This is a genomic window from Sphingomonas xinjiangensis (assembly GCF_014199255.1).
In the GTDB taxonomy this organism is placed as follows: domain Bacteria; phylum Pseudomonadota; class Alphaproteobacteria; order Sphingomonadales; family Sphingomonadaceae; genus Sphingomonas; species Sphingomonas xinjiangensis.
On sequence record NZ_JACIJF010000009.1, the window covers coordinates 58755 to 77860 of the forward strand.

Genomic DNA, 19106 nt, shown 5'->3' on the forward strand with positions numbered 1-19106 from the left:
TCCTGACCCAGCTTCGCGAGCAACTCCGCGCCATGGAAACCGGCGGGTTCAAGCGCCGCCCGGTGCTGCCCTTCGGCATAGGCGCGCTCGATAAGCGGCTGGGCGATAAGGGGCTGCGGCTCGATGCGCTGCACGAGGTTGCCGGCACCACCCCCGACATGGGCGACGATTGCGCGGCAACCTTGTTCATGGCCGGCATCGCCGCACGCGCCTGGGGACCGGTGCTGTGGGTGGTGCGCCGCCACGATCTGTTCGCGCCCGGGCTGTCGCAAGTCGGGCTCGACCATAAAAGGTTGATCTATGCCGAGGCGGTCGACGACGCCGAAGCGCTGGCGATCATGGAGGAAGGGCTGCGCCATCGCGGCCTGGGCGCGGTGATCGGCGAAGTGAAACGCGTGGCGATGCCCGCCACCCGCCGGCTGCAACTGGCGGCCGAGGGCGGACGGACAATCGCCCTGCTCATGAAGCGCCATTCGCGCGAAGGCGTCGATCCGCTCGGCGCGCCCTCAGCCGCAGTGACGCGCTGGCGGGTGGCCTCGGCCCCGTCGACCCCGCTGCCGGTGGAGGGGATCGGCCGCCCGCGCTGGCGCCTCAGCGTCGCGCGGCAACGCGGGGGGGATTCATTCGAACTAGAAGTGGAGGCATGCGATGCCACGGGTCGCTGCGATCTTCCTGCCAAGCTGGGCAATCGACCGGCTGCGGCGGGCAGAGCGACGCGCGCCGCCTGAGGCGCGCGCCCCTGCCGGTCTCGACGCGATCAGCGCCGCCATGGCCGCCGAGCATGCCAAGGGTTGCTCGGTGCCGCGTGGTGGCGGCTGGCGTCCCGGCGCGCGCTGGGCGCGGGACAAGCGCCAGGCCCACATCGACGCGCTGCCCGAGCACCAGCGCCCGCCGATCCGCGACCTCGGCCGCTGCGACGTCGCCGCAGACCACGCCTTCAAGCGGATCAAGACAGACGCATGGGGACATCCTCAACTCCCCCCCGGCACGGGGGGGGGGACCGCCAGCGCACCTGGTGGTGGAGGGGGGGCCGCCCCGAAGGTTTCGCTCGCGGCGATTCCCCTCCACCATGCTTCGCATGGTCCCCCTCCCCGTTCCGGGGAGGATTTAAGCGCCCCGCTCGTCACGGCGCTGCGCACCGGCAACCGCCAGCTCGTCGCCGGCGCCTGCCCCGCCGCGCAGGCGCTCGGCATCACCCCCGGCATGGCACTCGCCAAGGCCCGCGCACAGGTGGCGGGGCTCGACATCCGCCCCGCCGATCCCGAAGGTGACCGCGCCGATCTCGAGCGGCTGGCGATCGCGCTCGCCCGCCGCTGGACGCCGACGGTTGCGATCGAGGGTGAGGACACGCTGTTCCTCGATTTGAGCGGCGTCACCCATCTTCATGGCGGCGAAGCTCGCATGACGCGGCGGCTGGTACGCATGCTCGCGCGGCTCGGCGTCACCGCACAGGTCGCAGTGGCGGATACCGCGGGCGCAGCCTGGGCCGCCACCCACGTCCCCGCGGAATGCAACTTCGGCGGATGGGGCGAAGGCAACGTCCTGCTCTGCCCGCCCGGCGAGCACCCCGCCCTGCTTGCCCAGCTTCCCACCGAAGCGCTGCGCCTGGATGCCAAGCAGATCGAACTGCTCCACCGCTTGGGCGTCAACCAGATCGGCCAGCTGCTCGCCATGCCGCGCGCGCCGCTGGTGCGCCGCTTCGGGGCGAGCATCGTGCTTCGCCTCGACCAGGCGCTCGGCCACCTCGCCGAACCGCTCCACCCGGTGGTGCCGCCCGAGCCGCTTGCCGTGACGCAGCGTTTCGCCGAACCGATCGCCAGTCCGGAAGCCATTGCCCATTGGCTGGGCGAACTCGTCCCCAGGCTTGCCCTCGCACTCGCTCAGGCGGGTCTCGGCGCGCGCCGTGTCGAGCTGGTCGCGGATCGCATCGATGGCGTGCCGCAGCGGATCGCGATCGGCCTCGCCCGCCCCAATCGCGATCCCGCCCACCTGCTGCGCCTGCTGCTGCGTCGCATCGAGCAGGTCGCGCCCGGCTACGGCATCGACGCCATGACGCTGCACCTGCGCCGCGGCGAGCGGCTGGGGCCCGAGCCTGTGACCGAAAGGCTGGACGAAGAGGCAGCACCCGACCTCGCCGCGCTGGTCGACACGCTCGCCACGCGGATCGGCGAACGGCGCATGTGGCGCACCCGTCCGGTCGAAAGCGACGTGCCCGAACGCAGCGCCGCGCGCGCGCCGGTGCTCGATCCGCCCGAACGGACGGCGGCTACGCTCAAAACCGGGGACGTCCGCGGCCTTGACCGTCAGGCTGCGCTGCATCCCTGGCATCCCGGCTGGCGCAAGCCCGCCCGGCTGCTGCGCCGGCCCGAACGGCTCGACCATGTCATGGCCGAACTGCCCGACCAGCCGCCCCGGCGCTTCACCTGGCGCGGCCAGGCGCACAAGGTCATCCGCGCCGACGGACCCGAGCGCATCTTCGGCGAATGGTGGAAGCGTGATGCCGAACGCCATGCCGTGCGCGACTATTTCCATGTCGAGGACGATGCCGGTCATCGCTATTGGCTGTTCCGCTCGGGCGATGGCGAGCGCCCGGTCACCGGCGATCTCAGCTGGTATCTGCACGGGGTGTTCGGATGACTTATTCCGAACTTCAGGTGACCACGCATTATTCGTTCCTGCGCGGGGCGTCAGCGCCCGAACAATTGTTCAAAGCAGCCGCAAAGATGGGCATGCCCGCGCTCGGCATAACCGACCGCAACTCCGTGGCGGGCGTAGTCCGCGCCTTGCACGCGGCGGAGGAGATCAAGGAAAAGTCTGGAATCTGGGTGCGCCCAGTCGTTGGTTGCCGCCTCGACCTGGTAGACGGCACATCGCTGCTGGTTTGGCCTGAAGATGGAACAGCCGGGAGCCAGCTCACGCGCATGCTCACGCTCGGCAAATCGCGTGCCGACGCGCAGCATGGCGAAAAAGGGAAGTGCTTCCTCCATTGGGAGGATGTGGCGGAGCATGCGCAAGGCTTGGTAAGTGCTTTGGTCCCCGGTTTTGCCGACGCCGGCGATCCGCTGTCGCTGCGCTGGATGGCGGAAATATTCGAGGGCCGCGGGTATGTCTGTCTGACGCGCCAACGGCGTCCCGGCGACGCCATGCGGCTATACCAGCTGGATCAGGCCGCGCGTCGGCATGGCCTTACCTCTCTCGCGGCCGGCGACGTGCTCTTTCACCATCCCGACAGGCGCATGCTTCAGGACGTGGTGACCGCAATCCGTGAAAAGTGCACGATCGACGAATTGGGCTTCAGGCGCGAACGCAGTGCCGATCGCCACCTCAAGCCGCCCGAGGCCATGGCGTGGCGGTTTCGCCACTTTCCCGAAGCGTTGGCTGCAAACGAAGCGATCGTGGAGCGATGCACCTTTTCACTGCGGGAAATCCGCTATCGCTACCCCGACGAGATCGTGATGAGTGGCCAGACGCCCCAGCGTGCGCTGGAAAAGCTCGCCTGGGCCGCGCTGCGCCGGCAATTCGGGGGCTCTAAGCCCCGCCCTTACGCCAAACTGCTCCTAAAGGAGCTGCGGCTCGTGAAGCGGCTCGATTACGCGCCCTATTTCCTGACCGTACACTCAATCGTCGAATATGCGCGGAGCCAGAATATCCTGTGCCAGGGGCGCGGATCGGCCGCCAACTCGCTGATCTGCTATGTGCTTGGTGTCACCTCGATCGACCCGATCAAGCACGAATTACTGTTCGAGCGCTTCATCTCGGGCGAGCGCCAGGAGCCGCCCGATATCGACATCGATTTTGAGCATGAGCGGCGAGAGGAGGTGATCCAGTGGATCTATCAGACCTACGGCCATGACCATGCTGCCTTGACCGCCGTGGTCAGCCGGTTTCGCACGCGCGGCGCGGTACGCGAGGTCGGCAAAGCCCTAGGATTGCCCGAAGACCTGACCGGCAGCCTTGTCAGTCAGACTTGGGGCTCGTCCGAAGCAGGCGTGCCTCAGGAACATCTCGATGCACTGAACCTTGATTCGAGTGATCCGCGACTGGCTCTGACCCTCGACTTAGCGAAACAGCTGATCGGCACCCCGCGCCACTTGTCCCAGCATCCCGGTGGCTTCGTGCTGGCGCAGCATCGCCTCGACGAGATCGTACCGATTGAACCGGCAACGATGGCCGAGCGTCGGGTTATCGAGTGGGAAAAGGACGACATTCAGACGCTTGGTCTGATGAAGGTCGACATTCTTGGCCTCGGCATGCTCGGCTGCATGCGCAGGGCCTTTGACCTGCTCGAACGGCGGAAGGAAATCCGGCTGACGCTCGCGTCGCGTGCGATGCAAGACGATGACGATACGACCTTTGAGATGATCCAGCGCGCCGACACGCTGGGCACCTTCCAGATCGAGAGCCGCGCACAGATGTCGATGCTGCCGCGGTTGAAGCCGAGGGAGTTTTACGACCTCGTCATCCAGGTCGCTATCGTACGTCCCGGGCCGATCCAGGGCGATATGGTGCATCCCTATCTGCGCCGTCGAGAAGGTAAGGAGAAGCCCGAATATCCCAAGCCGGAGCTGGAAAGGGTGCTGCACAGAACCTTCGGCGTGCCACTGTTCCAGGAGCAGGCGATGAAGGTAGCGATCGTCGGCGCCGGCTTTACTGCGGCGGAGGCAGATGGCCTTCGCCGCTCCATGGCCACGTTCAAGATGACCGGCGGCGTCAGCCATTTTCATGACAAAATGATCAACGGCATGGTCGCCAATGGTTATGCGCAGGACTTTGCCGAGCGCACGTTTCGGCAGATCGAAGGCTTTGGCAGCTACGGCTTCCCCGAGAGTCATGCGGCTAGCTTCGCCAAGATCGCCTATGCATCGTCCTGGGTGAAGTGTCACCACCCCGACATCTTCTGCGCCGCGCTGCTCAACGCGCAGCCGATGGGCTTCTACGCGCCCGCCCAGATCGTCCGTGACGCACGCGAGCATGGCGTCGAGGTGCACCCCGTCTGCGTCAACGCCAGCGAATGGGACACCAGCGTGGTGGACGCGTTGTCGGCGCCGCGCGTGCGGCCGCTGCGCTTCGCCGGTACCGAAGCGGACTGGGCAGACCTCAGGCCCCTGCGGCTGGGCATGCGGATCGTTCATGGTCTGGATGAAAAGCAGGCTACGAAAATCATCGATGCCCGGGTCAATGGTCCCTTTTCGTCTGTGCACGATGTCTGGCGCCGCGCTGGCGTCACGGTGGCGGCGCTCGAAAAGCTGGCACGCGCCGATGCGTTTCAATGCTTCGGGCACAATCGGCGCGAGGCATTGTGGGCGATCAAGGCATTGGGCGACACGCCGCTGCCCTTGTTCGCTGCCGCCGACGAACGCGAGGGGCAAATACTGCCCGAGGCGGCGGAATCACCGGTGGCGCTGGTGCCGATGACGCAGGGCCGCGAAGTGGTCGAGGACTACCGCGCCACCCAGCTGACGCTACGCGCGCATCCGGTCGCCTTTCTGCGCGAAGGGCTCGCACACGACCGCATCATGCCGTGCGGCAGGCTGGTCGAGGAGCGAAGCAAGGACAATTTCGTGCTCAAGGACGGCGCTCGGATAACCATCGCCGGCATCATCCTGGTCCGACAGAAGCCGGGCAGTGCCAAGAGCGTGTTCATCACGATCGAAGACGAAACCGGCATCGCCAACGCGATCGTATGGGAGCGCAACTTCCGCATCTTCCGCCGGATCATCATGTCGGCGACGATGATCGCGGTGCGCGGCCGGGTCCAGCGCGAGGGGCTGGTGGTACACATCATTGCCGAGGAAGTGATCGACCTCACGCACCTGCTCCGCCAGGTCGGCAATGCCGATCTGCCGCGAATGACGGCGCCGTCAGATGGCGCCCGCAATGGTGGCGCGGACCCACGCACGCGGAAGCACTGGAACCCTCCGCCGTCGCGCTATGCCGCGCTGGCCGGCCCGTATGACGACACGGTCATCCCTGTGAAGTCGCGCGACTTTCATTAGGAGTAACAACCATGCTCGGCTTTGCTTCCGAAGCGACTACCCTGCGTTCCTACCACCGAGAGCAGCAGCTCTACTTCATGACGAAACCGCCGCACGCACTGGCGTTGGAAATTGATCGGCAGCGTCGCATTCTCGGCCTGCAGGACACGTACCCGTTCGAGCACTTTCACATCACGCTCCAACCTCTCGGCGACATCAGAACCCTGTCGCCCACACAGCTCGAACAAATCCGCTTTGCCGCGGCTTCGCTCCAAGCTGAACCACCCTTGTTTCTGCTCGACCAGATGAAGAACAACGCGCTCATGGGCTCGAATGCGCGCGCTTTGCGGGTGCTTCAACGAGAGCTTGTGCACCGCATAATCGGCTTGGGCATTCCGCTGTCCGACTATGATTTCGATCCGCACCTGACACTTGCCTATGGCAACTGGCAGAAGCAGGCCGAAACGGTTTTGCCATTCCATTGGCGTATGGAGGAACTGCTGCTTATCAACAGCATCCAAGGCGAGGGTCACAAGCTCCATGGCCGCTGGGAGCTAAGCGCCAAGCAGGGTGCATTCGATTTTATGACTTTGGCGCAGGGCTGAGCGACGGACGCTCAGCTCGCCTCCACCGCCTGCTCGATCACGCCGAAGATCGGATGATGACGCTCGTCCTCCATCCAGATGCGCACCGTGTCGCCGGCCTTCAGGAACGGCGTCTCGGGCTTGCCGCGCAGGATCGTCTCCACCGTACGCACCTCGGCCAGGCAGGAATACCCGACGCCACCGTCGGCAATCGGCTTGCCGGGGCCGCCGCTCGCGTCGCGATTGGATACCGTACCCGAACCGATGATCGTCCCTGCGCCCAGCCGCCGCGTCTTCGCCGCATGCGCAATCAGCGTGCCGAAGTCGAAGGTCATGTCCTCGCCCGCTTCGGCCCGGCCGAAGGGCTCGCCATTCAGGTCCACCATCAGCTTGCCGTGCAGCTTGCCGTCCTTCCACCGCTCGCCCACGGCGTCGGGCGTGACGAAGACCGGCGAAAAGCTGCTCGCCGGCTTGGACTGGAAGAAGCCAAAGCCCTTGGCGAGTTCGCCGGGAATGAGGTTGCGAAGCGACACATCGTTGGTCAGCCCGATCAGCCGCACCGCTGCCAGCGCTTCGTCACGCGTCGCGCCCTGCGCCACGTCGCCGGTAACCACGACCACTTCTGCTTCAAGATCGCAGCCCCATGCTTCATCGGCGAGCGGGATCGAATCGCGTGCGCCGAGGAACCCGTCCGATCCGCCCTGGTACATCAATGGATCGTGCCAGAAGCTTTCCGGCATCTCCGCCCCGCGAGCCTGACGAACCAGCGCGACATGGTTCACATAAGCCGACCCGTCCGCCCATTGATAGGCGCGCGGCAGGGGTGCCGCCGCCATGCGCTCGTGAAAGCGCTCCCGCGGGATCGCCTCGTGCGCCAAGTCGGTGCCAAGGTTGCGCAGATCTCCCTCAAGCCGCTCCCAATCGTCGAGCGCAGCTTGCAGCGTCGGCGCGATATGGCTGGCATCCGCACACCAGGCCAGGTCGTCGGACACCACCACGAGCTTGCCGTCGCGTCCATGCTTGAGGCTCGCCAGTTTCATGCACTCTCTCCTTTTTCCCATTCATAGCCGCAGCACCGATGGTGTCGAGTTGCTGCGTGGAGGGGCAGTGAAGTGCACAAGTCCGTGGACGCAGCCTCCGCAGACGATTAGGGCGCCCGCGAAAGGAAGCGGAACTTGGCAAACGTCGCAGTGATCGGCGCCCAGTGGGGCGATGAAGGCAAGGGGAAGATCGTCGACTGGCTCGCGGAGCGCGCCGACGTGGTCGTCCGCTTCCAGGGCGGGCACAATGCCGGCCATACGCTGGTGGTGGGCGAAAATGTCTACAAGCTGTCGCTGCTCCCGTCGGGCATCGTCCGCGGCACGCCCAGCGTGATTGGCAACGGCGTGGTCCTCGATCCCTGGGCGTTGCGCGACGAGGTGGAGCGGATTCGCGGCCAAGGCGTGGATGTCACCCCCGACACGCTGATGGTGGCGGACACCTGCCCGCTGATCCTCCCCTTCCATCGCGATCTGGACGCCTTGCGCGAAGATGCGAGCGGCGCGGGCAAAATCGGCACCACGCGGCGGGGCATCGGCCCGGCATATGAAGACAAGGTCGGCCGCCGCGCGATCCGCGTGTGCGACCTTGCCCATCTCGACGAACTGGGACCGCAGCTTGATCGCCTCGCCGCACATCACGACGCGCTGCGCGCCGGCTTCGGTGAGCCGCCGATCGACCGTGCGGCCTTGGTGCAGGAATTGCGCGAGATCGCCGGCTTCGTCCTGCCTTTCGCCAAGCCGGTATGGCGCATGTTGAACGAGGCGCGCGCACGCGGTCGCCGTATCCTATTCGAAGGCGCGCAGGGCGTGCTGTTGGATGTCGATCACGGCACCTACCCGTTCGTTACTTCGTCCAACACCATTGCCGGCGCTGCAGCGGGTGGCTCGGGGCTTGGACCCAATGCCGTAGGCTTCGTGCTGGGCATCGCAAAGGCCTACACGACTCGCGTGGGTTCAGGGCCTTTCCCGGCCGAACAGGACAATGAAATCGGCGAGAGGCTGGGCACGCGCGGGCGCGAGTTCGGCACGGTCACCGGCCGTAAGCGGCGTTGCGGTTGGCTTGACGCCGTGCTGCTGCGCCAATCGGTCGCGGTGTCGGGCATTACCGGCATCGCGCTGACCAAGCTGGACGTGCTGGACGGCTTTAAGGAAATCAAGGTTTGCACCGGATATACGGTGCGTGGCCAGTCGCTGGATTATTATCCTGCGAATGCCGCGGATCAGGCACTGGTGGAGCCGATCTACGAGTCCATGCCAGGATGGTCGGAATCGACTGCCGGCGCGCGCAGCTGGGCCGAGCTGCCGGCTGCGGCCATTAAATATATCCGCCGTGTCGAAGAACTGATCCAATGCCCTGTGGCATTGGTGTCGACGAGCCCGGAGCGTGAGGATACGATCCTCGTCCGGGATCCCTTCGCGGACTGAGGCAAACCCGGCGGCAGCTGCCGCCGGGTTTCCTTGGCCTTACAGGCGCGGTGGAACCGTGCCCGTCGTCGTGGTGCCGGTGGAACCGGTCGTCGCGGTGCTGCCGGTACCCATGGGCGACGAGCCCGGCTGACCCAGCGTGTCGCCACTCTGCGGGACGGTATCCGGCGTGGTCGTGGTCGTCGACCCCGAACCCGTCTGGCCGGTTCCGATGGTTCCCGAGCCGGTTGTACCGGTCGTACCAGTGCGCCCAGAGCGGCGGGTGCTGGTCGTGCCCGCGCGGTCATGACCGCTATGCGTCGAGCTGGTGCTGGTGCCCGCCCCCGTCTGTGGCGACGTGGTGGTCGTCGTCTGACCACCGCCGGCCGTGCCCGTGGAGCCGCTGCCGGTCGTCGTCTGGGCAATCGCTGCTGCCGGGAGCAACAAAGCGCCGGCGAGGATCAAGGAAGTAATACGCATGTATCGAACTCCTGCGCTTGTGGAACGTACAGGAGGTAAAACGAGCATAGATGACTGTGGTTGCGATTCTTTTTGTCTGCTTGCCGTATTCGGACCACTGCCCATCGTTGCCCATGCAACTTGGATCAGGTTCTTAGCCCACCTGCGCGCGATGCAACAGCTTCTGGTCGGCGAGCACCAGTGCCATCATGGCTTCGACGACCGGCGCACCGCGAATTCCGACGCACGGATCATGGCGACCCTTGGTCGCGATCTCGGTGGCTTCGCCGCTCGGGCTGATGGTGGGCACGGGAGTGAGGATCGAACTGGTCGGCTTGAATGCAACGCGCACGCGCACCGCTTGCCCCGTGGAGATGCCCCCAGCAATGCCACCGGCATGGTTGGCCAGAAACGCCGGGCCATCGGTTCCGGGGCGCATCGCATCGGCATTCTGTTCACCGGTAAGCGCCGCCGCTGCGAAGCCATCGCCGATCTCCACGCCTTTCACGGCGTTGATCGACATGCACGCGGCGGCAAGTTCGCTGTCGAGCTTGGCGTAAAGCGGAGCGCCCCAACCGGCAGGCACGCCCACCGCTTCGCAGGCGATCACCGCACCGAGCGATGAGCCGGCCTTGCGCGCGGCATCGACCAATGCCTCCCAGCGGTGCGCCGCTTCCGCGTCGGGGCAGAAGAACGGATTGCGGTCGATCTCCTGCGCATCGAACGCGGCTTGATCGATGGAGTCGCCGCCGATCGCCTCTACCCAGGCGCGGATACGCACTTCGGGTATCACCAGTCGCGCCACTGCGCCCGCCGCCACGCGCGCCGCGGTTTCGCGCGCAGAGGACCGCCCGCCGCCGCGGTAGTCGCGGAAACCATATTTGGCGTCGTACGCATAATCAGCGTGGCCGGGGCGATAGGCCTGCGCAACGTCCGAATAATCCTTCGACCGCTGGTCGACATTCTCGATCATCAGGCTGATCGGTGTGCCCGTGGTGCGCCCTTCGAACACGCCCGACAGAATCCGCACCTGATCTGGCTCCTGGCGCTGCGTCGTGAAGCGCGATTGGCCCGGCCGGCGCTTGTCGAGGAACGGCTGGATGTCGGCTTCAGACAGATTGAGCCCGGGCGGGCAGCCGTCGACCACCGCGCCCAGAGCCGGTCCGTGGCTCTCCCCCCATGTCGTGAAGCGGAATACGCGTCCGAAGCTGTTGTAGCTCACCAGTCCCCGCTCAGTTGCGCGAACGCCGCCGCGTGCGTCGCTGCGCCGCGCTCGCCGCACGGCATGGCGCCACCTTGCAGCGGCAGCGCCAGCAGATAGTCTCCGGCGTAAGGCGAGGCAAACCCGCGCGCCCAATCTGGCGAGAAGCCGAACCGCGCATAGAAGTCGGGCTCGCCGAGCACGAAGCAGAGCATCGCACCCGCGGGGCCCAGATGCGCCAAGCCAGCCTGCACCAGCGCCTCACCGACGCCCGCGTCACGATAGTCCGGTGCGACCGCCAGCGGCGCAAGCGCGACGGCGGCGATCGATTTGCCGCCAACCTCGGCGGTCATGCGGCTAAACACCACTGCCCCGGCCAAGGCGCCGCTGTCCTCGTCGTCCGCGACGAGCATCAGCACCATGTCACCGTCCATGCACAGACGCTGGACAAAGCCCGCCTCTTCACTCCTGGCGGAAACACGCCGGAGCAGCGCGTCGATCGCCGCCACGTCGCCGCCCGTTGCCGGGCGAACCGCGATGCTCACGCGAGCGCGATGTCGGGCGCGTCCTCGGCCTTCATACCGATGACGTTGTAGCCCGCGTCCACATGATGCGTTTCGCCGGTGACGCCGCTCGACAGATCGCTGAGCAAATACAGGCCGGCGCCGCCGACATCTTCGATCGTAACGTTGCGCTTGAGTGGCGAATTGAGCTCGTTCCACTTCAGGATCAGGCGGAAGTCGCCGATGCCGGACGCAGCCAGCGTCTTGATCGGCCCTGCAGAGATTGCGTTGACGCGGATCTTGTCGCGGCCGAGATCGACTGCGAGATACTGAACGCTAGTCTCCAGTGCTGCCTTTGCGACGCCCATCACGTTGTAATGCGGGATCACCTTCTCGGCGCCATAATAGCTCAGTGTCAGCAGGCTGCCACCGTTCGGCATCATCTTCGACGCGCGCTGCGCAACCGCGACGAACGAATACACGCTGATATTCATCGTCATCAGGAAATTATCGAGGCTGGTGTCGACATAGCCGCCGCGCAGCTCGTTCTTGTCGGAAAACCCGATTGCATGAACGACGAAGTCGATGGTGGGCCAACGCGCCGCCAGTGCTTCGAACGCCGTGTCCAGTGCGCCCATGTCAGATACGTCGCAGTCGATCAGAAAGTCGCTGCCAAGCTGTTCGGCCAGCGGACGCACACGCTTCTCCAGCGCCTCGCCCTGATAGCTGAACGCCAACTCAGCGCCTTGTTCACGCAGCTTCTGCGCGATGCCCCACGCCAAGGAACGATCATTGGCGAGTCCCATGATCAGCCCGCGCTTTCCCTGCATCAATCCCGTCACGACGCCACGTTCTCCTTTTCAGGAGCCTCCCCTAGCTTGTCCGGGGGTACTTCCGCCAGAGCCGCGTTGAGTTCCGCGCCGATCACCACGCCCAGGCCGATGATATAGAAGAAGATGAGCGCGATCATCACGCCCGCCAGACTGCCATAGGTGAGATCATAGCCGCCGAGCGTCGAAAGGCTGAGCGGCAGCGCCCAGCTGGTCGCGATCCACCATGCCGTAACGAATGCCGGCCCGGGCCATTTCGGGCAGGCATGCTTGCGGTAGCGTTGGGGGGTTAGCGAGTAGAACAACAAATAGAGCGCGCCGAACAACACCAGAGCCGGCGCGAACCTGGAAACCGAAACGATTTGCTGGGCATCGGTCGCCAAAGGCAGAATCTTGTACAGGAACTGCTCCACCGCACCTAATACGACCTGAAGGCTCAGCGCGATCAGCGCGAGCATGACGGCGCCGATGATCAGGCCGACGGCACCGAGCCGATAGCGCCAAAACGGGGTGCTGGATTGAGTTCCATATGCCGAACGAAGGATGCCGCGCAGCGTTTCGATGAACCCTGCCGTCGTCCAGAGTCCCACCAACCCGCCGAACCACAGCAGATTGCCGGTCCGCGCCTGCAACACGTCGGAAATCGGCTTGCGCAGCACGTCGGCGACGTCAGGCGGAACGGTCTGCAGAAAGACCTCGAGAGTACGGACCCCTTCGGCGTTCCGCCCTACCAGCTGTGCGATCGCGGCCGCTACGATGAAAAAGGGGAACAGCGTGACGAGCGAGAGATAGGCGAGGTTTCCGGCGTACGTGAAACCTTCGTTGAACGTTCCGATCGCCACGCGCTTGGTCACGACGAAGAAGCGCTCCGAAAAGCCCATCTCGCTCATTCGCCCATGCAGCGTGCTGCCAAGGCCACGCCGGCGTGCTTCCGGCGACTCCGGCGATATCCCCTGTTCGGTCACATGGGCTCAGACGCCCATGCGGCCCCGCGGGTTCCCCTTATTCTGCCAACCTTGCGCAAACTCGATCAGCGCATCGTCATCGACTGGAAGATCGACCATCAGCGTGACCAGCAAGTCGCCTCGGCCACCGCCCTTCTTGTGGAAGCCACGGCCCTTGAGGCGCAGCGTCTTCCCAGAGGTCGACCCCTTGGGCACCTTGAGCATCACCGCGCCGTCCGGCGTCGGCACGCGAACCTCCGCGCCCAGCACTGCTTCGGATAGGCTGATCGGCAGGTCCAGGCGGATGTCGTCCTCGGCACGGGTAAAGAAACGGTGCGGCTGCACTTCGATGCTGACGATCGCGTCACCGGGGCCACCCGGCCCCTCATCGCCTTTTCCGGCGAGACGCATCTGGGTGCCCGTCTCGACGCCCACCGGCAGTTTCAAGTCGATGCTCTTGCCGTCGCGAAGCGTGATCCGCTGCGGGCTGAGTCTGGCGGCATCTTCGAAAGAGACAGCCAGACGGTAGGTCACATTAGCGCCCTTGACCGCGCCGCGCCTGCCGAACCCGCCAAAACCGCCGCTGAAGCCACCATTGCCGCGCCGCGCACCGCCGCCGAACAACCCGTCGAAGATATCGCCGAAGTCCGCGCCTTCCCCTCCGAAATCGGGTTGGAAGCCACCCTGCGGACCGCCACCGCCGCCATAGCCGAACGGCGCGGCGGGATTGCCATCGCCGTCGATCTCGCCGCGGTCATAGCGGGCGCGCTTGTCCTTGTCGTTGAGCAGGTCATAGGCCTGGGTCACGCTGCTGAAGCGTTCCGCGGCCTTTGGGTTGTCCTTGTTGCGGTCGGGGTGGAGCTCCTTGGCGAGCTTGCGATACGCCTTCTTGATGTCGGCTTCGCTCGCGCCTCGTGCCACGCCCAGAGTTGCATAAGGATCGGCCACTAATTTCCCCGTTGAACAAACAAATGCATATCCGCTCATAGAGGCGGATCGTTTGAATGGAAGATTGTCGCACGCGCGGCGTTACGCAAGGCTCCTCAAGCCGCGGCGATGTCCTCCAGCGGCTCGACATCCACGGAAACGTCCATCTTCTGCGCACCCGAGCCAAGCACGATGCCGTCAATGGGCGCGACATCGGCATAGTCGCGGCCGATGGCGACCACGACGTGATCCTCGGCCATCCAGATCCCATTGGTAGGATCGATGCCGATCCAGCCGAGCCGTGGGCCCGCCCAAACGAGCACCCACGCATGGGTGGCATCGGCGCCGACCAGGCGCGGCTGACCGGGCGGCGGCAGGGTACGGAGGTAGCCCGAACAATAGGCCGCAGGCATGCCGGCGCTGCGGAGCCCGGCGATCATGATCTGCGCAAAGTCCTGACACACGCCGCCCCGCTTGGCGAAAGCGTCGCGCGGCGATGTGTCGACCAGCGTGGCATGCGGGTCGAAGAGGAACTCGCGCTGGATGCGGAGCGCAAGGGCGAGCGCGGCGTCTAGGATGCCGCGGTCCGGCGCAAGGTCGGGCGCGCACCATTCGGCGATGCCCTGGTCGAGCGGGATCAGCGGCGAAGGGAAGAGATAGGCCGCAGGACTGCCGGGCGATGCGTCGCGGCTGTTGCGGGTCCAGGCGGCGATCTGCGCCAGGGGCGGATCGTCCGGCTGAGGCATGGGGATGGGACGCTCGACGCGAACGCGCGCACGGCTTTCGATGGTCAGCGACGTGGCCGGCGCATCGAGGACGAGACGGACGACGTTGGCAAGTCCGGCTTCGGCGCGGGCGGGGAAGGTACGGCCCTGCGGATCGATCCGGAGCTCATACGCCTCCAGCTGTTGGCCAGACCACAGGATCGGCTTGAGACGGAGGTTGTTGCGGGCGAACGCGACCGGCTGGTCATAGTGAAAGCGGGTGCGGTGGCGTATTTGGTAGAGCATCTCGTCTACACCCAGATCAGCGAAGCGGATCGCAGCGGCTGGTTGCCCTGAAGGAAATAGCGCTTTGATATCGCAGCAGAAAGTTCATCGATCCGCGACAAGAGCCCGTTCAGCAGGGGATCGTCGAGCCCGTGCACCCTGGTGGTGACCAGCGTGGCCGCGAGCATTCGTGCCTGCTCCTGCTGCGGCTCGGCCAACCCATCGTCCGATAGCACCGGCAACGCATTGAGATGGCCTGATATCGCAGCAACCTGGAAAGCGACCCCGCGCGGGTTGCCCGGATCCAAAGCGACGAGATCGAGCACCGCCGCCCGCGCGATTCCGGCAAGATAGCGCTGGCGATAGCTGATCTGGCTGTCGGCAAGATCGAGCAAGGTAGACAGATCGTCGGCGGTCGCGTCAGCCGCGCCAAAGATGCGAAGGAAGCGCAGCGTCGCCTGCGCCCGCTCGACGCGGCGGCCAAGATCGTGGAAGCGCCACGCATCGGTACGCGCCATATGTTCGGCGGCAAGTCCGGCCAGCGCGGAGTAGCGGCGCTGGAGCGATCCGGCGCGGTCGAGCAACACGCCGCGTTCGGGAAATGGCGCGTCGAGCAGCCGGATCATGTCGGCCGAGAGACGGTCGCGCGAGACTTCGCCGATCAACCGCGCCTGGGCGTTGATCGCGCGGACGCTGTACCAGTCGCCCTCGCCTTCCATCGCCGTACGGACAAGCTGCGTCAGGTCGGCGCGGCGCAGCCCCTTGGGCGTTGGTGCAGCATTGGCGGTGACCACGAGGCGCGCCAGACGGTCGACGGTGGCTGCGTCGAGCGCGGCGCCAGTATCGGCAGTGATCGAATGGCCCAGCAGCACACGAAGCACGGCGAGCAGCGCCTCGCCCCGTTCGAGGTACCGGCCCAGCCAGAAGAGATTGTCGGCGACACGCGACGGCAAGGTGCCCGGGTTCCGGCGAAGTGCGACGCCGTCGCCGGCCGGAAGCAGCGACACCGGCGCCACCGGCTCTGGGCCATGCACGCAGACATCGGCGGACCAGTCCCCTTCCCCCATCACTGCCGCGCGCACATCGGCATGGCGGCCGATACGGGCGAAGCCGCCCGGCAGGACGGTCCAGTCGCCATCGGGACCGCGGGCAGCGAACACGCGCAGGGTAAACGGACGCGCCGCCAAACCGCCATTGTCGGGCACCGGCATGGTAGAAAGGCGCACCACTTCCTGGCCGACATAATCCTGTGGGCGTCGCGCGAGGTCTTCGAGCAGCGCGGCACGCTGGACCGCGTCGAGCGAGGCGCCGAGCACAGGTCCGGAGCCGGGCAGCCCGAGCGGCGCGGGTCCAAAGGCGGAGCCGACCACCAGATCGTCGAGATGGTTGGCGACATGGGCCTGTTCGGCATCACCGCCGCACCACCAGGTGGCGATGTTCGGCAAGGCGAGCGGCTCCCCGAGCAAGTGCGCCGCCAGCGCGGGGAGAAAGGCCGCGAACGCCGCCGCCTCCACAAGCGCCGCGCCGGGGGCGTTCGCGACGACGACATTGCCCGCCGCCATCGCATCCACCAGCCCTGCCACACCGATGGTGGAGTGCGAATCCAGCGCCAGCGGGTCGAGCAGCCGCGGATCGAGCCGGTGCCACAGCGCATCGATCCGCTTCAGCCCGGCGATGGTGCGGACGTACAGCTGGTCCTCGATCACCGCCAGATCGGCGCCCTCGACCAGCAGGAAGCCGAGGTAGCGCGCGAGATGCGCCTGTTCGGCATAGCTGGGATTGAGCCGGCCTGGCGTCAGCAACGCGATGCGCGGGTCCGCACGGCGGCAGCGCGCGGCAAGCCCGTCGCGAAATGCCGCGAAGAAGGGCGCATGCCGTTCGATGTTGAGCCGCGACTGGAGCCCGCCCGCGGTGCGTGCCATCGCCAAACGGTTCTCCAGCGCGAAACCGGCGCCTGCGGGCGCGCGAAGATGGTCGGCGAGCACGCGCCACTCACCAGTGGGACCGCGGCAAAGGTCGAACGCAGCGAAATGGAGATGGCTGCCGCCCGGCGGGTGGAGCCCGTCGAGGGGGCGCAGGAAGTACGGGCTGCCGGTGACGAGCACCGCCGGAACATGGCCATCGTGCACCAAGCGCCCGGGGCCGTAGAGATCGGCGAGCACGGCTTCCAGCAGCCGGGCGCGCTGCGTCACGCCGGCGGCGATTCCCTGCCATTCGCCCTGTTCCAATAAAAGCGGCACGGGGGATAGCGGCCAAGGCCGCTCCTTGCCTTCACCCGCGATGCGAAAGCCGGTGCCGATATCCTCCGCATGCCGCCGCGCGCGTTCGCGCACCGAGCCCCAATCGTCCCCGGTGATACCGGCGAGCTCTTCGAACAGCGCCCGCCAGGCCGGATCGAAGCTGTCCGCGCAGAGCACATCGCTGCCGCCGGCATGGCCGCAGTGATCGGCGATCCAGCGGTCGGCGATGGTGGCGGCATCGAACAAGGGCGCGGCAGGGCTGGCCAAAAGCGCTTCCCCGGATTGGTTTAAGGGCGTTGGGCGGGTGATGGGCGAAAGGGGGTGGGTTAGCAACGAAGGAACATTGCGGAGGTTGCGTCGCGGGATTGCCCCCTGGCGCTGTCGGGTCAATGCCTCGGGCCGGTCATCGCAGTTCAGCCGAGCGGAGCCGGCATGCAGGCCGGATGGCAATCGCGGGCGCAAAGGAAAGAAAAACGGGCAGGGTTTCCCCTGCCCGCTTCATCGATCGGCTTGGCTGCCGCTTAGCGGCAGCGGACGTTGCCGCGATCCACTTCACGGCCGAGCAGCGCGCCGCCGCCGGCGCCAAGCAGCGTGCCGAGCGTACCGCCCCCGATAAGGTTGCCGAGCACGCCGCCGCCGATGCCGCCGACCACCAGGCCAGTGGTGCCGTCATTGCGGCGGCAATAAGCGCGGCCATCGCGGCCCTTGTAAATGCGATCGTTGCGCCCGAGGCGACGTTCGCGGTCGCGGCGGCCCTCACGATAGCTGCGGGTCGGCTCCCAATTCCGGTCGTTGTCGCGCCAGCGGTAATCGCCACGGTTGCTATCGCGCCGGCGATACTCGCCACGGTTGTTGTCGCGATCGTCGTTGCGATAGTGGCGGCTGGATTGCGCCTCAGCAGGGGCCGCTGCCATCGGGACGGCCATCGACGCCATCACGAATGCGGCTAGGATCTTCTTCATGCAAAAACTCCTTCAACGCGCTTGCAGCTGGGGGGGGGCAGGCCGCAGCGCACGGACGAGGCGTCCTGGGCTGAGGAACGGCGCGATAAGGGGGTAAGTTCCCCGGGGGCGCCAGGCGTCGACTTTCGAACCCGGCCTTTTCACGCCTGATCTTCGTTGCCGCCGCGCTTGTACGCTCACCGGCCATCCGTGTTGAAACATGGCCGCGCGAGGCGATGGACCTGATCCGATCAGTCCGGCCAATGATGGAGCGCACCACCAAGTCGTGGTGCTCGACGCCATCGCCAAGCGCATCCAGACCAGCCTCATGCCGCCGCCCCCGGGGGCAAGCCGGTCGCCAGCCGCTTGCTCCGCGCCATGTTGAAGGAAGCCATGGAGAATATCTGCACGCTCGACCGCCGTCTAATGATGATCCCCGATGTCGGTCCCCGGCATTTGCTCGCGCATCTTGACGGCACACGCGACCGCCGCGCTTGGCGCCATCGCGCGCGAGGCGGGGCTGGACCCGCACGAGGCGCCGGAGAAGAGCTTGCAGACGCTGTTTTCCGAGCGCCTAATGGTCCCATGACCCACGCCGCGCTCCTCCTGCTACTCTGCGCGAATTGCGCCGCGCCTGCGGCTGGCCTCGATCCGCAGCGCTTGGTCCGCCCGCTGCCCCGCCAGGTCCAGCGGTTCATCACCCGGCGCAACGGCTGCGATCATTTCCGGGGCGAGGAGCCCTATGACGCCGACCGCAATGCCGAGATTTCGCGGCAGCTGACGCGCCTATGCACTGGTACCGATGCGGAACTCGCCCGGCTGAAGCGGCGTCATGCCCACAACCCCGCAGTGCAAAGGGCGCTGGCCGGGTACGAGCTTCAGGCGGAATAACAGCGGGGGGCGAGGCGATCACCGGATCGTCGGCAGGAATGCCGCAAACGTACCCGCCGATGTCGCCACGGCAAATCGCATCTTACCCGCAGGAGATCGCCGTTCCTTCGACGATCAGGCACCACGTCGAGGCTGTCCCCTGAACGGCGCCAATGCCTATCTTTTAGTAGGAGATACA

The 19106-nt window shown here is 66.1% G+C and carries 16 protein-coding genes; 6 read left to right on the top strand and 10 right to left on the bottom strand.

All coding sequences use genetic code 11. From position 1 onward, the window contains the following. Nucleotides 1-32 precede the first annotated feature (32 nt). The 4 genes from FHT02_RS14330 to FHT02_RS14345 are packed head-to-tail and all read left to right on the top strand — an operon-like array spanning nt 33 to nt 6580. Complete coding sequence (locus FHT02_RS14330) at nt 33-728, top strand: ImuA family protein (protein WP_184089175.1); 696 nt, start codon at nt 33-35, stop codon at nt 726-728. Next, nucleotides 649-2637 (top strand): Y-family DNA polymerase, encoded by a 1989-nt coding sequence (locus tag FHT02_RS14335; RefSeq protein WP_184088923.1) that lies wholly within the window; start codon nt 649-651, stop codon nt 2635-2637. The genes FHT02_RS14330 and FHT02_RS14335 overlap by 80 nt, the downstream gene beginning before the upstream one ends. Continuing rightward, entirely contained in the window at nt 2634-5996 is a 3363-nt protein-coding gene (locus tag FHT02_RS14340) for an error-prone DNA polymerase (RefSeq protein ID WP_184088926.1), read from the top strand. Before FHT02_RS14335 ends, FHT02_RS14340 begins: the two co-directional genes overlap by 4 nt. Before the next feature lie 11 nt (nt 5997-6007). Continuing rightward, nucleotides 6008-6580, top strand: a complete 573-nt coding sequence (locus FHT02_RS14345) for a 2'-5' RNA ligase family protein (RefSeq protein ID WP_184088929.1) — start codon at nt 6008-6010, stop codon at nt 6578-6580. 11 nt (nt 6581-6591) lie between these two features. Here the strand turns inward: FHT02_RS14345 and FHT02_RS14350 are convergent, their stop codons facing one another. Continuing rightward, on the bottom strand, nt 6592-7599 hold the full coding sequence (locus tag FHT02_RS14350) for a fumarylacetoacetate hydrolase family protein (protein ID WP_184088932.1): 1008 nt from the start codon (nt 7597-7599) through the stop codon (nt 6592-6594). A 135-nt stretch (nt 7600-7734) separates the two neighbouring features. On the opposite strand from FHT02_RS14350, the gene FHT02_RS14355 reads away from it, so the two are divergent. Then, nucleotides 7735-9024: an adenylosuccinate synthase gene (locus FHT02_RS14355; RefSeq protein WP_184088935.1), complete on the top strand. Its 1290-nt coding sequence runs from the start codon at nt 7735-7737 to the stop codon at nt 9022-9024. Between the two features lie 39 nt (nt 9025-9063). On the opposite strand, the gene FHT02_RS14360 is transcribed toward FHT02_RS14355, so the two are convergent. The 9 genes from FHT02_RS14360 to FHT02_RS14400 form a co-directional block, all read right to left on the bottom strand. Next, nucleotides 9064-9483 carry a hypothetical protein gene (locus tag FHT02_RS14360; protein WP_184088938.1) on the bottom strand — a complete coding sequence of 140 codons (420 nt, stop codon included), beginning with the start codon at nt 9481-9483 and terminating at the stop codon, nt 9064-9066. 133 nt (nt 9484-9616) lie between these two features. After that, complete coding sequence (aroC, locus tag FHT02_RS14365; RefSeq protein WP_184088941.1) at nt 9617-10684, bottom strand: chorismate synthase; 1068 nt, start codon at nt 10682-10684, stop codon at nt 9617-9619. Then, nucleotides 10681-11208, bottom strand: a complete 528-nt coding sequence (locus FHT02_RS14370) for a GNAT family N-acetyltransferase (protein ID WP_184088944.1) — start codon at nt 11206-11208, stop codon at nt 10681-10683. Before FHT02_RS14370 ends, aroC begins: the two co-directional genes overlap by 4 nt. Then, nucleotides 11205-12008 (bottom strand): enoyl-ACP reductase FabI, encoded by an 804-nt coding sequence (fabI, locus tag FHT02_RS14375; protein WP_184088947.1) that lies wholly within the window; start codon nt 12006-12008, stop codon nt 11205-11207. The genes FHT02_RS14370 and fabI overlap by 4 nt, the downstream gene beginning before the upstream one ends. Next, complete coding sequence (locus tag FHT02_RS14380) at nt 12005-12886, bottom strand: YihY/virulence factor BrkB family protein (RefSeq protein ID WP_184088949.1); 882 nt, start codon at nt 12884-12886, stop codon at nt 12005-12007. Before FHT02_RS14380 ends, fabI begins: the two co-directional genes overlap by 4 nt. 81 nt (nt 12887-12967) lie before the next feature. Beyond that, nucleotides 12968-13888 carry a DnaJ C-terminal domain-containing protein gene (locus FHT02_RS14385; RefSeq protein WP_343056953.1) on the bottom strand — a complete coding sequence of 307 codons (921 nt, stop codon included), beginning with the start codon at nt 13886-13888 and terminating at the stop codon, nt 12968-12970. A gap of 95 nt (nt 13889-13983) precedes the next feature. After that, nucleotides 13984-14877, bottom strand: coding sequence for a transglutaminase family protein (locus tag FHT02_RS14390; RefSeq protein ID WP_184088955.1), 894 nt, complete (start codon nt 14875-14877; stop codon nt 13984-13986). 5 nt (nt 14878-14882) lie between these two features. Continuing rightward, the gene (locus FHT02_RS14395; protein ID WP_184088957.1) at nt 14883-17363 is read right to left on the bottom strand and encodes a circularly permuted type 2 ATP-grasp protein; all 2481 of its coding nucleotides are present in this window, start codon (nt 17361-17363) and stop codon (nt 14883-14885) included. Nucleotides 17364-17617: 254 nt separating this feature from the next. Continuing rightward, a complete protein-coding gene (locus tag FHT02_RS14400; RefSeq protein ID WP_184088959.1) occupies nt 17618-18058 on the bottom strand; it encodes a glycine zipper 2TM domain-containing protein in 441 nt (146 codons plus the stop codon). A gap of 564 nt (nt 18059-18622) precedes the next feature. Between FHT02_RS14400 and FHT02_RS14405 the strand changes: the two genes are divergently transcribed. Continuing rightward, nucleotides 18623-18928: a hypothetical protein gene (locus tag FHT02_RS14405; RefSeq protein ID WP_184088963.1), complete on the top strand. Its 306-nt coding sequence runs from the start codon at nt 18623-18625 to the stop codon at nt 18926-18928. Nucleotides 18929-19106 lie beyond the last annotated feature (178 nt).

What these genes read in the sequence shown, in the direction of transcription:
- FHT02_RS14330 (WP_184089175.1), top strand. Translation starts at nt 33, where the DNA reads ATGGAAACCGGCGGGTTCAAGCGCCGCCCGGTGCTGCCCTTCGGCATA.
- FHT02_RS14335 (WP_184088923.1), top strand. Translation starts at nt 649, where the DNA reads ATGCCACGGGTCGCTGCGATCTTCCTGCCAAGCTGGGCAATCGACCGG.
- FHT02_RS14340 (WP_184088926.1), top strand. Translation starts at nt 2,634, where the DNA reads ATGACTTATTCCGAACTTCAGGTGACCACGCATTATTCGTTCCTGCGC.
- FHT02_RS14345 (WP_184088929.1), top strand. Translation starts at nt 6,008, where the DNA reads ATGCTCGGCTTTGCTTCCGAAGCGACTACCCTGCGTTCCTACCACCGA.
- FHT02_RS14350 (WP_184088932.1), bottom strand. Translation starts at nt 7,599, where the DNA reads ATGAAACTGGCGAGCCTCAAGCATGGACGCGACGGCAAGCTCGTGGTG.
- FHT02_RS14360 (WP_184088938.1), bottom strand. Translation starts at nt 9,483, where the DNA reads ATGCGTATTACTTCCTTGATCCTCGCCGGCGCTTTGTTGCTCCCGGCA.
- FHT02_RS14380 (WP_184088949.1), bottom strand. Translation starts at nt 12,886, where the DNA reads ATGAGCGAGATGGGCTTTTCGGAGCGCTTCTTCGTCGTGACCAAGCGC.
- FHT02_RS14390 (WP_184088955.1), bottom strand. Translation starts at nt 14,877, where the DNA reads ATGCTCTACCAAATACGCCACCGCACCCGCTTTCACTATGACCAGCCG.
- FHT02_RS14400 (WP_184088959.1), bottom strand. Translation starts at nt 18,058, where the DNA reads ATGAAGAAGATCCTAGCCGCATTCGTGATGGCGTCGATGGCCGTCCCG.
- FHT02_RS14405 (WP_184088963.1), top strand. Translation starts at nt 18,623, where the DNA reads ATGACCCACGCCGCGCTCCTCCTGCTACTCTGCGCGAATTGCGCCGCG.